Origin of the sequence: Mycobacterium sp. E3305, assembly GCF_001666785.1 — a bacterium.
In the GTDB taxonomy this organism is placed as follows: Bacteria; Actinomycetota; Actinomycetes; order Mycobacteriales; family Mycobacteriaceae; genus Mycobacterium.
In genome coordinates, this window is the sequence record NZ_LZJA01000076.1 from 1 (window position 1) to 13,166 (window position 13,166).

Consider the following 13,166-nt stretch of genomic DNA (forward strand, 5'->3'; position numbering starts at 1 on the left):
CCACCGAACCGCGTTCTGCGGCAACCTTTCCGGCGGCCAGCGCACCCGGGTGTCGCTGGCCTGCGCGCTGGTCTGCCAGCCCGACCCGCTCGATCGCGTCGTCGGCGGCCTGGTGCTCGAAACCGTACAGCGCGGCGAAGTAACGGACGTTGTCGACGATCCGCAGGTCGTTGTAGATCGTCGGGTCCTGGGGGAGGTAGCCGACGCGGCGGTGCAGCGGCGCCGACCCGGCCGGGTGGCCGAGCACCTCGACGGTCCCCGAGGTCACGATCTGGGTGCCGACGATGCAGCGCATCAGGGTGGTCTTGCCGCAGCCGGACGGGCCGAGCAGGCCCGTGATGCTGCCCCGCCCGATCTGCACCGAGAAGTCGTGCAGGGCGGGGCGTTTCCCGCGGACCACCCGCAGGTGTTCGATGCGGACGGCCGGGGCCGTGATTAATTCATCACGTGATGAAGTCATCATGTGATGAATATCGTCCTCCGGCGAGGAGTTGTCAAGGGTTGGGGCGCTCGTCCAATCCGGGGCGGCGCAGCGGCAGGTGCCCGTGCACGCCCTCGGCGTAGGCGGTCTCGGCGTGCTGCGTGAGGTCGACGCCGGTGGTCTCGTCTTCCGGGCTGAGCCGGAAACCCATCACCCGGTCGATGACCTTCGCGAGCACGAACGACACCGTGAACGCGTACAGCGCCACCACGACGATCGCGAGCAGTTGCCTGCCCAACTGGGTGAAGCCGCCCCCGTAGAACAGGCCCCGCGGGCCCGCCGTCATGACCGCCGTGGCGAGCAACCCGATCAACGACACCCCGACGACGCCGCCGACGAAGTGCACACCGACCACGTCCAGCGAATCGTCATAGTTGAAGCGGAATTTCGCGCTCACCGCGAACGAGCACACGACCCCGGCCGCGAGCCCGACGACCGCCGCGCCCAGCGTGTTGACGGTGCCGCAGGACGGCGTGATGGCGACCAGCCCGGCCACCACACCGGACGCCGCGCCGAACGTCGTCGGCCTGCCGTCGCGGATCTGCTCGACCGACAGCCAGCCGAGCATGCCGAGGCACCCGGCGACGAGCGTGTTGAGGAAGATGGCCGCGGCGGTCCCGTTGACGGCCAGGGCGGAACCGGCGTTGAACCCGAACCAGCCGAACCACAGCAGGCCGACCCCGAGCAGCACGAGCGGCAGGTTGTGCGGCCGCATGGCGTCCTTTTTGAAGCCGATGCGGGGGCCGAGCGCCAGCGCCAGCGCCAGCGCGGAGGAACCGGACACGATCTCGACGACGAGGCCGCCCGCGTAGTCGAGCACACCCAGTTTGGCCAGCCAACCGCCTGGCCCCCACACCCAGTGCGCCACAACCGAATACACGACGACCGTCCAGACCGGGACGAACACCATCCAGGCCGCGAACTTCGCGCGGTCGGCGATCGCGCCGCTGACCAGTGCGGCCGTGATGATCGCGAACGTCACCTCGAAGGTGGCGAAGAGCAGCTCGGGAACCGTCCCGTGGGCGGTCTCCGGGGTGATCCCGAGCATCCCGAGGTGGCGGAGGTTGCCCAGGAACCCGCTCGCGCCGTCCTCGGAGAACGCGACGGTGTAGCCGACCAGCAGCCACGCCACCGTGACCAGCGGGATGGAGATGAAGCTCATCATGATCATGTTGAGCACGCCGGTGGTGCGGACCATCCCGCCGTAGAAGATCGCCAGGCCGGGGGTCATCAGGAGGACGAGTGCCGTGCTGGCCAGCAGCCACGCGGTGGCGGCGGGGTCGATCGGATGCATGACGTGCGCTCCTTCACTGGTCCCAAGACACCGGGATATTGCCACGGCAGCGCCGCCGGTAGGTTCGGTGGGTGGCCGCAAGCCAGCTGTTAGTCGACCCCGTCGCGGCCGCCCATCGGCTCCTCGGCGCCACGCTGACCGGCCGGGACGTCAGGGCCGTCGTCGTCGAAGTCGAGGCTTATGGTGGCGTCCCGGACGGCCCGTGGCCGGACGCCGCGGCCCACTCGTACCGCGGCATCAGCGGGCGCAACGCGGTGATGTTCGGGCCTCCCGGACGGCTGTACACCTACCGCAGCCACGGGATCCACGTCTGCGCCAACGTCTCGTGCGGACCGGACGGCACCGCCGCGGCCGTCTTGCTGCGGGCGGCCGCGCTCGAGGACGGCACCGCCGTCGCGCGCGCTCGGCGCGGCGAGCTGGTCCGCGGGGCCGCCCTTGCCCGGGGACCGGGCAACCTGTGTTCGGCGCTGGGAATCACCATGGACGACAACGGGATCGACCTCTTCGATCCCGCCAGCCCGATAACGCTGGAACTCAACGAGCCGCTCACCGCCGCGTCCGGTCCTCGCGTCGGGGTCAGCCAGGCCGCCGACCGGCCCTGGCGGTTGTGGCTCGCGGGCCGGCCCGAGGTCTCGGCCTACCGGCGCAGCCCGCGGGCGCCCGCCCCGGGCGCCAGCGACTAAGCGCGCGCCGGCTCGTCCGGGCGCGCCGCCGCCCGGAAGGCGGGGTCCACGCGGCGCGCGAGGACGATGAACGTCACGGCCAGCAGGGGCGCCACGGCGCTGTACAGCGCGGCGGGCGTGGCCATCTCGGCGCTGTTCAGCAGCTGGGGGCTCAGCGCGACGCCCATCGCCACGACGGCGTTGTGCATGCCGACCTCCAGGCTGACCGCCACGGCCTGCCGCGGAGCCAGCCGCATCAGGCGCGGCGCCAGGTAGCCGACCGTCAGGCTGACCGCGCAGAAGGTCACGACGGCTGCCGTGAGCACCCCGATGTTGTGCCACAGCGTCTTTCGCCCTCCGGCGATGGCTCCCAGGACCGCGACGATCAATAACGCGATGGCCAGTATTCGGACCGGTTTCTGCAGGCGCCGCGCCAGCTCGGGGAAGCGGTGCCGGAATGCGACGCCGATCGCGATGGGGACGAGCACCAGGCCGAAGACCGTGAAGAACTTGTCCAGCTGAAGCGGCAGAAACCGACCCCCGCCGAGAAACCAGGTCATCGACACCGCCAGGATCGCGGGCAACGCGACGATCGACAGCACGGCATTGATTGCGGTCAGCGTCAGGTTGAGCGCCAGGTCGCCGTTGAACAGGTGGCTGAGGATGCTGGACATCGTCCCGCCGGGGGTGGCGGCCATCAGCATGAGCCCGACCGCCAGGTGGGGTTCGAGATGGAAGGCCTCGGCGATGACCAGGCACAGGGCCGGGAGCAGCAGCGACTGACAGATCAGCGCAACCACCAAAGGCCTCCGCAGCGTGGCGGCCCGCTTGAAATCGTCGACCGTGAGCGTCAGCCCGAGGGCGAGCATCACGACCACGACGACCAACGGCCAGTATCGGTTGTCCATAACGCTCCGCGTTGTCGGTGCACTTACCGCCGAAGGCGACGGCGCGACGCTGCGCCGCGCATGAGCTTGCCTTATCGGGCGGCGCAAGGGCGAATCGTGGCCGCGGGAGCGACTAAAGTCGCTGGCGATGTCTTCCGGGATCCTTGACGAGCTGGGCTGGCGCGGGCTGATCGCGCAGTCCACCGACCTCGACGCGCTGGCCGCCGAGGCGCAGCGTGGGCCGATGACGGTGTACGCCGGCTTCGACCCCACGGCCGCCAGCCTGCACGCGGGCCACCTGGTGCCGCTGCTGGCGTTGCGGCGTTTTCAGCGCGCCGGCCACCGTCCGATCGTGCTCGCCGGCGGGGCCACCGGCATGATCGGTGACCCGCGCGACGTCGGGGAGCGCACCCTCAACGAAGCGGACACCGTCGCCGAATGGACCGAGCGCATCCGCGGGCAGCTGGAGCGCTTCGTCGATTTCGACGAGTCGCCGACGGGCGCGGTCGTCGTCGACAACCTGGACTGGACCGCCCCGTTGTCGGCCATCGAGTTCCTGCGCGACCTCGGCAAGCACTTCTCGGTCAACGTCATGCTGGATCGCGACACCGTCCGGCGGCGGCTGGAGGGCGAGGGCATCTCCTACACCGAGTTCAGCTACATGCTCCTGCAGGCCAACGACTACGTCGAATTGCACCGCCGGTACGGCTGCACGCTGCAGATCGGCGGCTCCGACCAGTGGGGCAACATCATCGCCGGGGTCCGGTTGGTCCGCCAGAAGCTGGGCGCGACGGTGCACGCGCTCACCGTCCCGCTGGTGACCGCGGCCGACGGCACCAAGTTCGGCAAGTCGACCGGCGGCGGCAGCCTGTGGCTCGACCCCGCGATGACCACGCCGTACGCCTGGTACCAGTACTTCTTCAACACTGCCGACGCCGACGTGATCCGGTACCTGCGGTGGTTCACCTTCCTGTCGGCCGACGAGCTGGCCGAACTGGAAGAGGCCACCCGAGAGCGCCCGCAACAGCGGGCCGCGCAGCGCCGGCTGGCCCGGGAACTGACCGCGCTGGTGCACGGGGAGGCGGCTACCGAGGCGGTCGAGCACGCCAGCCGGGCGCTGTTCGGGCAGGGCGAGCTGGACCGGCTGGACGAGGCGACGCTGGCGGCGGCGCTGCGCGAGGCCTCGGTCGCCGAGCTCAAGCCCGGCGGCCCGGACGGGATCGTCGATCTGCTGGTGGCCAGCGGTCTGTCCGAGAGCCGCAAGGCCGCGCGCCGCACGATCGGCGAGGGCGGGGTGTCGGTCAACAATGCGCGCATCGACAGCGAGGACTGGTCGCCGCAGCCGTCGGACTTCCTGCACGGCCGGTGGCTGGTGCTGCGCCGCGGCAAGCGCACCGTCGCGGGGATCGAAAAGGTCTGAGGGACGCACCCGCAAAACGCCCGGATGGCCAAATCTTTACCGCACCGTGTTGCGGCTGTGACCCACATTGGCCAGGGTGGTCACGATGACATCCCTCAGGCGTGTGGAGTGGGCCCTGCTGCGTCTCGTGGGAGTGGGCGCCTGCGTTGCGGGCCTGGCCGCCCCGCTGGCCGCGCCCGTGCGCGCCGACATGCGGGGAAACGCCTTCCTGATGGCGCTGTCCAACGCCGGGATCACCTATCCCCACCCGGCCAGCGCCCTGGCGCTGGGCGAGTCGGTGTGCCCGATGCTGGTCATGCCGGGCCAGTCCTTCGACTCGGTGGCCGCCGAGATGTCCAAGCGCAGCGGCCTGGGCTACGAGTCGGCCGGCCTGTTCACCATCGTCGCCGTCGCGAACTACTGCCCGGCCGTGATCGCGCCGCTGCTGCAGAACCGGCTCATGGCGTACTAGCCGGCGGCGCCCCCGTATCCTCGGCTGCGTGGTCGACGACAGGCAGCGGCAGTGGGGTGAACGGCGCCCGCGCGCATCCGGCGCCTGGTCGGGGCCCGGCCGGGCGCGACCGGCCCAGCCGCAGCAGCCCGACGGCCACCGCACGCCGGACGCCGGACCGCCGATACCCCCGGGCGTCGAAGCCCGGCAGCTGGCGCCCGAGATCCGCGGCGAGCTCAGCACACTGGACCGCGCCACGGCGGACGCGGTGGCGCGCCACCTCGTCGCCGCCGGCGAGCTGCTCGACGAGGACCCCGAGGCCGCGCTGAGCCACGCCCGCGCGGCGCGGGCCCGGTCCAGCCGGATCGCCGCGATTCGCGAGGCGGTCGGTATCGCCGCCTACCACTGCGGCGACTGGGCGCAGGCGCTGGCCGAATTGCGCGCCGCCCGCAGGATGGGCAGCAAGTCCAACCTGCTCGCGCTGATCGCGGATTGCGAACGCGGGCTTGGCCGCCCGGAGCGGGCGATCGAACTCGCGCGCGGGCCCGAGGCGGCCCAGCTCGCGGGGGACGACGCCGACGAGCTGCGCATCGTCGCCGCCGGTGCCCGCGCGGACCTCGGGCAGCTCGAGCAGGCGCTGACCGTGTTGTCGACGCCGCAGCTGGACCCCGGCCGCCAGGGCTCGACGGCGGCGCGGCTGTTCTACGCCTACGCCGACACGCTGCTTGCGCTGGGCCGCAATGACGAAGCGCTGCAATGGTTTTTGCGCTCGGCCGCCGCCGACGTCGACGGCGCCACCGATGCCGAAGACCGGGTCAGCGAGCTGGGCTTCGGATGACAAGCGTTGCGCGCCAATATGATTGCCTGCTGCTCGACCTGGACGGAACCCTGTTTCGCGGCCGCCGGCCCACCGAGGGTGCGGTCGAGGCGCTGGCCGAGGTGCAAAGCCGCGCCTTCTTCGTCACCAACAACGCCTCGCGCAGCGCCGCCGAGGTGGCGGCGCACCTGACCGAGCTCGGCTTCACCGCCACCGCCGACGACGTCGCCACCAGCGCCCAGAGCGCAGCCCGCCTGCTGGCCGACCGGTTGCCGGCGGGGTCGCCGGTGCTGATCGTGGGCACGGACGCGCTGGCCGACGAGGTGGCCGCCGTCGGCCTGCGCCCGGTGCGGCGCTATGACGACGACCCGGTCGCCGTCGTCCAGGGCCTCTCGATGACCATCGGCTGGCCGGACCTCGCCGAGGCCGCGCTGGCCATCCGGTCCGGGGCCCTGTGGGTGGCGGCCAACATCGATCCGACCCTGCCCACCGAGCGGGGCCTGCTGCCCGGGAACGGCTCCTTCGTCGCCGCGTTGCGGGCGGCCACCGGCGCCGAGCCGCAGGTCGCGGGCAAGCCGGCGCCCGGGCTGCTGACCGACGCGGCGGCCCGCGGCGAGTTCCGCGCGCCCCTGGTGGTGGGCGACCGGCTGGACACCGACATCGAGGGCGCCAACGCGGCCGAGCTGCCCAGCCTGATGGTGCTCACCGGCGTCAGCTCGGCGCGGGACGCGGTGTACGCCGAACCGGCGCGCCGGCCGACCTACATCGGCCACGACCTGCGCGCGCTGCACTCCGACGGCGAGCAACTCGCGGTCGGCCCGCAGCCGGGCTGGCGCGTCGACGTCGACGAGGACGCGGTGACCGTCAGCGGCGCCCGGCCCGACGACGGCGACGGGCTCTCGATCGTGCGGGCGGTCGCCAGCGCGGTATGGGATGCGCGGCCGGACGGGCGCCCGGTGGATATCCGGGCCGCCGATGACAACGCCCGCGCCGCGTTGCGGCGCTGGTCGTTGGTGCGCGGCGACTGACGGGTGACTAGCGTAAGAGCGCAATGACTATCGATCCTGAAGAAATCCGCGCCGAAATCGACGCCCTGCTGGCCAGGCTGCCCGAGCCCGGGGCGCCGGACGATCCCGACAACGAGCCGTCGCTGACGGAGCTCGAAGACATCGCCCGCCGCCTCTCCGAGGCGCACGACGTGCTGATGGCCGCGCTGGAGTCGGCGGAGAAGGGCTGAGTGCGCGCATGTCTCGCCGCGCCCGCGTCGACGCCGAGCTGGTCCGGCGCGGCCTCGCGCGATCGCGTCAACAGGCCGCGGAGTTGATCGGCGCCGGCCGGGTCAGCATCGACGGGCTGCCGGCGCGCAAGCCGGGCACCGCCGTCGCGGTCACCGCGGCCCTGACCGTCGCCGACGACGGGGAACGGGGCTGGGTGTCGCGCGGCGCGCACAAACTGATCGGCGCCCTGGACACCTTCGGGATTCCGGTGGCGGGCCGACGCTGCCTGGACGCCGGCGCGTCCACCGGCGGGTTCACCGAGGTCCTGCTGGACCGCGGGGCCGCGGAGGTCGTCGCCGTCGATGTCGGCTACGGCCAGCTGGCGTGGTCGCTGCGCTGCGACCCGCGGGTCGTCGTCGTCGAGCGGACCAACGCCCGCGACCTGACGCTCGAGGCGATCGGGGGACCCGTCGACCTGATCGTGGCCGACCTGTCGTTCATTTCGCTCGCCACCGTGTTGCCCGCGCTGGCTGGATGTGCTTCGCCCACTGCGGATATCGTTCCCATGGTGAAGCCGCAGTTTGAGGTGGGCCGGGGCCAGGTCGGCACCGGCGGGGTGGTGCACGACCCCGGCCTGCGCGCCGATGCCGTGCTGGCCGTGGCGCGCCGCGCCGGCGAGCTGGGCTGGCATGCCGCCGGCGTCACCGCCAGCCCGCTGCCCGGCCCGTCGGGGAATGTCGAATACTTCCTCCTGCTTCGCGGGCAGCCGGGATTGGCGGATGACGAGTTGGTGGCGGCGGTGCGCCGCGCGGTAGACGAGGGTCCGCAGTGACGTCGGGGACCGAGCAGCGCACCGTGCTGATGGTGGTGCACACCGGCCGCGAGGAAGCCACCGAGACGGCGGCCCGCGTGCAGAAGGTGTTGGGCGCCAACGACATCGGGCTTCGCGTGTTGTCCGCCGAGGCGGTCGACCGCGGCTCGCTGCATGTGGCCCCCGACGACATCCGGGCGATGGGCGTCGAGATCGAGGTGGTGGACGCGGATCCGCAGGCGGCCGACGGGTGCGAGCTGGTGCTGGTGCTCGGCGGGGACGGCACGTTCCTGCGCGCGGCCGAACTGGCCCGCAACGCCGGGATCCCGGTCCTGGGCGTCAACCTGGGTCGGATCGGCTTCCTGGCCGAGGCCGAGGCGGAGGCCATCGACCGGGTGCTGGACCACGTGGTCGCCAAGGACTACCGGGTCGAGGACCGCCTGACGCTGGACGTGCTGGTGCGCACGGGCGGGCGCGAGATCGCGCACGGCTGGGCGCTCAACGAGGTCAGCCTGGAAAAGGGCCCGCGGCTGGGCGTGCTGGGCGTGGTCGTCGAGATCGACGGGCGGCCGGTCTCGGCGTTCGGGTGCGACGGGGTGCTGGTGTCGACGCCCACCGGGTCCACCGCCTACGCGTTCTCCGCGGGCGGCCCGGTGTTGTGGCCGGACCTCGAGGCAATCCTGGTGGTGCCCAACAACGCTCACGCGCTGTTCGGCCGGCCGATGGTCACCAGCCCCGACGCCACCATCGCCATCGAGATCGAGGCGGACGGTCACGACGCGCTGGTGTTCTGCGACGGCCGCCGCGAGATGCTGATCCCGGCCGGTAGCCGGATCGAGGTAAGGCGTTGCGACACACCGGTGAAATGGGCGCGCCTGGACAGCGCGCCGTTCACCGACCGGTTGGTGCGCAAATTCCGGTTGCCGGTCACCGGGTGGCGTGGGAAGTAGATGCTGACCGAAATCCGGATCGAGTCGCTGGGCGCCATCAGCGCAGCGGTCGGGGAGTTCGACCGCGGCCTGACCGTACTGACCGGCGAAACCGGCACCGGCAAGACGATGGTGGTGACCGGGCTGCACCTGCTCGGCGGCGCCCGCGCCGACGCCACCCGCGTTCGGTCCGGCGCCGACCGTGCGGTCGTCGAAGGCCGTTTCACCACAACCGATCTCGAGGACGCCGCGGTCGCCCTGCTGGACGGGATGCTGGACGCCTCGGGCGCCGAACGCGACGAGGACGGCAGCGTGATCGCGCTGCGCTCGGTCAGCCGCGACGGGCCGTCGCGGGCGTACCTCGGCGGTCGCAGCGTGCCCGCCAAGTCGCTGGGCGACTTCACCGCGGAGCTGCTCACGCTGCACGGGCAGAACGACCAGCTGCGGCTGATGCGGCCCGAGGAGCAACGCGGCGCGCTGGACCGCTTCGCCAAGGCGGCCCCCGCGCTCGAGCGCTACCGCAAACTGCGCGACGCCTGGCTCACCGCGCGGCACGACCTCATCGACCGCCGCAACCGCATGCGCGAGCTGGCGCTGGAATCCGACCGGCTGACATTCGCGCTCAACGAGATTGACACCGTCGACCCGCAACCGGGCGAGGACGACGCCCTGGTCGCCGACATCGTCCGGCTCTCCGAGCTGGACACCCTGCGCGAGGCCGCGGTCACCGCGCACGCGGCACTGAGCGGCGCGGCCGACGACGCCGGCGCCGACGGGCACAGCGCCGCGGACTGCCTGGGGCGCGCCCGGGCCGCCCTCGAGTCGACCGACGACGCGAAGCTGCGCTCGCTGGCCGGGCAGGTCGGCGAGGCGCTCACCGTCGTCGCCGACGCGGCCGGCGAACTGAGCGCCTACCTGGACGAGCTGCCGGTCGACGCCAGCGCGCTGGAAGCCAAGCTGGCCCGGCAGGCCGAGCTGCGCACGCTGACCCGCAAGTACGCCGCGGACGTCGACGGCGTGTTGCGGTGGGCCCGGGAGTCGCGGGAACGCCTGGCCCAGCTCGACGTCTCCGAGGAGGGCCTGCAGGCTCTCGCGACCCGGGTCGACGAGCTGGCACGCGAATTGGCCGAAGCCGCAATCGATCTCAGCGGCATCCGGCGCAAGGCCGCCAAGCGGCTCGCCAAGGAGGTCACCGCCGAGCTGTCCGGGCTGGCGATGGCCGACGCCCAGTTCGGCATCGACGTGAGCAACGACGTCGCCGCCGACACGGACGACCCCGCCGCGCTCGCGCTCCCGTCGGGCGACCTGGCCCGCGCGGGCGCCGACGGCGTCGATCAGGTCGAGTTCGGTTTCGCCGCGCACCGCGGGATGGATCAGCTTCCCCTGGCCAAGAGCGCCTCCGGCGGCGAGCTGTCCCGGGTGATGCTGGCGCTGGAGGTGGTGCTGGCCGCCTCGGCCGCGGGAACCACCATGGTGTTCGACGAGGTCGACGCCGGCGTCGGCGGCCGGGCCGCGGTGCAGATCGGGCGGCGCCTGGCGCGGCTGGCCCGCACCCACCAGGTCATCGTGGTCACGCACCTGCCTCAGGTCGCGGCGTACGCCGACGTGCATCTGGTGGTGCACAGCGCCGGGCCCAAGGGGACCAGCGTGGTGCGGCGGGTCACCGGCGACGAGCGGGTCGCCGAACTGGCGCGGATGCTGGCCGGGCTGGGCGAGTCCGACAGCGGCCGGGCGCACGCCCGCGAACTGCTCGATGCGGCTCAGAAGGACGAGATTTAACGCCCAGGAGCCTTCTCCGCCGGCGCGAGCGTGCGTGTTTGCACAGCGACACGCCGCTGAAGCCGTGCAACTGTGCACCCTCGCGCGATCAACCCGTTAGCGGCTTGTGACTAATGGGACTCTAGTCAACTTCTGGGGCTGATGTTACGGCGCGCCTCCACGCCTCCTCCACGCATCACCGACAGAATCGCCCCCATGAAGATGTCAGGCCTGCTTACCCGTAACACCGCCCGACCCGGCCTCGTCGGCACCGCCCGGGTGGACCGGAACATCGACCGATTGCTGCGCAGGGTGTGCCCCGGCGACATCGTGGTGCTCGACGTCCTGGATCTGGACCGCATCACGGCGGACGCCTTGGTGGAGGCCGATATCGCCGCGGTCGTCAACGCCTCGCCCTCGGTGTCCGGCCGCTACCCGAACATGGGGCCGGAGGTGCTGGTCAACAACGGGGTCACCCTGATCGACGAGACCGGACCCGACATCTTCAAGAAGGTCAAGGACGGCGCCAAGATCCGTCTGCACGAGGGCGGGGTGTACTCGGGCGACCGGCGGCTGGTCCGCGGCACCGAGCGCACCGACCACGACATCGCCGACCTGATGCGCGAGGCCAAGAGCGGCCTGTCCGCGCATCTGGAGGCGTTCGCAGGCAACACGATCGAGTTCATCAAGAGCGAGAGCCCCCTGCTCATCGACGGCATCGGGATCCCCGACATCGACGTCGACCTGCGCCGGCGGCACGTGGTGATCGTCGCCGACGAACCCAGCGCCGAGGAGGACCTCAAGTCCCTCAAGCCGTTCATCAAGGAGTACCAGCCGGTGCTCTTCGGTGTGGGCAGCGGCGCGGATGTGTTGCGCAAGGCCGGGTATCGGCCGCAGGTGATCGTCGGCGACCCCGACCAGATCAGTGCCGACGCCCTCAAGTGCGGCGCGCAGGTGGTGCTGCCCGCCGACGCCGACGGCCACGCGCCCGGCCTGGAGCGCATCCAGGACCTCGGTGTCGGGGCGATGACGTTCCCGGCCGCGGGTTCGGCGATCGACCTGGCCCTGCTGCTGGCCGATCACCACGGGGCCGCGCTGCTGGTGACCGCCGGCCACACCGCCAACATCGAGACCTTCTTCGACCGGACCCGCGCGCACAGCAACCCCTCGACCTTCCTGACCCGGCTTCGGGTGGGGGAGAAGGTGGTGGACGCCAAGGCCGTGGCAACCCTGTACCGCAATCACATCTCGGCGGGCGCCATCGCGCTGCTGGCGCTGACGATGCTGATCGCCGTCATCGTCGCCCTGTGGGTGTCGCGCACCGACGGCGTGGTGGTGCACTGGGTCACCGACTACTGGAACCACTTCTCCCTCTGGGTTCAGCACCTGGTGAGCTAGGGCCGGAAATGATCTCGCTCCGCCAACACGCGTTATCGCTGGCTGCCGTCTTCCTGGCCCTGGCCGTGGGAGTCGTGCTCGGCTCCGGCTTCCTGTCCGACACCCTGCTGTCCAGCCTGCGTGACGAGAAGCGGGATCTGCACACCCAGATCAACGGGCTCAACGACCAGAAGAACGTGCTGAACGAAAAGCTCAGCGCGGCAAACAATTTCGACACCCAGCTGGGCGGCCGGATGGTGCACGACGCGCTCGCCGGCAAGTCGGTCGTGGTGTTCCGCACCCCGGACGCCAACGACGACGACGTCGCCTCGGTCTCGAAGATCATCGGCCAGGCCGGCGGCGCGGTGACCGGAACCGTGTCGTTGACAAGCGAGTTCGTCGAGGCCAATTCGGCGGAGAAGCTGCAGACCGTGGTGAACTCGTCGATCCTGCCCGCCGGTCAGCAGTTGAGCACCAAGCTCGTCGACCAGGGCTCGCAGGCCGGCGACCTGATGGGTATCGCGCTGCTGATCAACACCAATCCGGCGGTCCCGCCCGTCGACGAACCGCAGCGCGACACCGTGCTGGCGGCGTTGCGGGAAACGGGATTCATCACCTATCAGCCCAGCGACCACCTGGGCGCGGCGAACGCCGCGCTGATCGTCACCGGCGGCTCGCTGCCCCAGGACGCCGGCAACCGGGGCGTCAGCGTCGCCCGGTTCGCCGCCGCGATGGCGCCGCACGGCTCGGGCACCCTGCTGGCCGGCCGGGACGGCTCGGCGACCGGCGGGGCCGCCGTCGCCGTGACGCGCGCCGACGCTCCGATGAATTCCGCGGTCAGCACCGTCGACGACGTCGACACCGCGCCCGGCCGGATCACCGCCGTGCTGGGCCTGCACGACCTGATCAACGGCGGGCACCCGGGCCAGTACGGCACCGGTCACGGCGCCACGTCGATCACGGTGCCCCAGTAGCGGGCGTGTTCGCCGCGACACGTCGGTCGTGGATGTTAGGGTGGGTTTCCGTGGGTCGGCAGGCCCAACTAGTTATTCGCTAGCAATATTCGACGCCCTGCCCGTCTTC

Annotated in this window: 14 protein-coding genes; 11 read left to right on the plus strand and 3 right to left on the minus strand. The window is 71.5% G+C overall.

Annotated features, from left to right (window positions below):
* Together A5701_RS07395 and A5701_RS07400 are read right to left on the minus strand one after the other, a co-directional pair.
* Positions 1–463, minus strand: a 463-nt coding sequence (locus tag A5701_RS07395; protein WP_156669971.1) for an ATP-binding cassette domain-containing protein, incomplete at its 3' end; no start/stop codon positions are given.
* A 31-nt stretch (positions 464–494) separates the two neighbouring features.
* Positions 495–1,775 carry an ammonium transporter gene (locus tag A5701_RS07400; protein ID WP_067750343.1) on the minus strand — a complete coding sequence of 427 codons (1,281 nt, stop codon included), beginning with the start codon at positions 1,773–1,775 and terminating at the stop codon, positions 495–497.
* 71 nt (positions 1,776–1,846) lie between these two features.
* On the opposite strand from A5701_RS07400, the gene A5701_RS07405 reads away from it, so the two are divergent.
* Positions 1,847–2,458 carry a DNA-3-methyladenine glycosylase gene (locus A5701_RS07405; RefSeq protein ID WP_067750345.1) on the plus strand — a complete coding sequence of 204 codons (612 nt, stop codon included), beginning with the start codon at positions 1,847–1,849 and terminating at the stop codon, positions 2,456–2,458.
* On the opposite strand, the gene A5701_RS07410 is transcribed toward A5701_RS07405, so the two are convergent.
* A complete protein-coding gene (locus tag A5701_RS07410) occupies positions 2,455–3,345 on the minus strand; it encodes a bile acid:sodium symporter family protein (RefSeq protein ID WP_067750347.1) in 891 nt (296 codons plus the stop codon). The genes A5701_RS07405 and A5701_RS07410 overlap by 4 nt on opposite strands.
* A gap of 127 nt (positions 3,346–3,472) precedes the next feature.
* Here A5701_RS07410 and tyrS point away from each other — a divergent pair, with 127 nt between their 5' ends.
* From tyrS to A5701_RS07460, 10 genes are all read left to right on the plus strand, one after another.
* A complete protein-coding gene (gene tyrS, locus A5701_RS07415; RefSeq protein WP_067750360.1) occupies positions 3,473–4,744 on the plus strand; it encodes a tyrosine--tRNA ligase in 1,272 nt (423 codons plus the stop codon).
* Between the two features lie 85 nt (positions 4,745–4,829).
* Entirely contained in the window at positions 4,830–5,195 is a 366-nt protein-coding gene (locus A5701_RS07420) for a DUF732 domain-containing protein (RefSeq protein WP_067750423.1), read from the plus strand.
* 28 nt (positions 5,196–5,223) lie between these two features.
* Positions 5,224–6,012, plus strand: coding sequence for a tetratricopeptide repeat protein (locus A5701_RS07425; protein WP_082969691.1), 789 nt, complete (start codon positions 5,224–5,226; stop codon positions 6,010–6,012).
* Positions 6,009–7,019, plus strand: coding sequence for an HAD-IIA family hydrolase (locus A5701_RS07430; RefSeq protein ID WP_067750363.1), 1,011 nt, complete (start codon positions 6,009–6,011; stop codon positions 7,017–7,019). Before A5701_RS07425 ends, A5701_RS07430 begins: the two co-directional genes overlap by 4 nt.
* A 23-nt stretch (positions 7,020–7,042) precedes the next feature.
* A complete protein-coding gene (locus A5701_RS07435; RefSeq protein WP_067750365.1) occupies positions 7,043–7,228 on the plus strand; it encodes a hypothetical protein in 186 nt (61 codons plus the stop codon).
* A gap of 8 nt (positions 7,229–7,236) precedes the next feature.
* Positions 7,237–8,040 (plus strand): TlyA family RNA methyltransferase, encoded by an 804-nt coding sequence (locus A5701_RS07440; protein WP_067750366.1) that lies wholly within the window; start codon positions 7,237–7,239, stop codon positions 8,038–8,040.
* Complete coding sequence (locus tag A5701_RS07445; RefSeq protein WP_082950209.1) at positions 8,037–8,969, plus strand: NAD kinase; 933 nt, start codon at positions 8,037–8,039, stop codon at positions 8,967–8,969. Before A5701_RS07440 ends, A5701_RS07445 begins: the two co-directional genes overlap by 4 nt.
* Positions 8,970–10,727, plus strand: a complete 1,758-nt coding sequence (recN, locus tag A5701_RS07450) for a DNA repair protein RecN (protein WP_067750367.1) — start codon at positions 8,970–8,972, stop codon at positions 10,725–10,727. It abuts the gene before it with no gap.
* Between the two features lie 195 nt (positions 10,728–10,922).
* The gene (gene steA, locus A5701_RS07455) at positions 10,923–12,104 is read left to right on the plus strand and encodes a putative cytokinetic ring protein SteA (RefSeq protein WP_067750369.1); all 1,182 of its coding nucleotides are present in this window, start codon (positions 10,923–10,925) and stop codon (positions 12,102–12,104) included.
* 8 nt (positions 12,105–12,112) lie between these two features.
* A complete protein-coding gene (locus tag A5701_RS07460; RefSeq protein WP_067750371.1) occupies positions 12,113–13,057 on the plus strand; it encodes a copper transporter in 945 nt (314 codons plus the stop codon).
* The last annotated feature ends 109 nt before the right edge of the window (positions 13,058–13,166 follow it).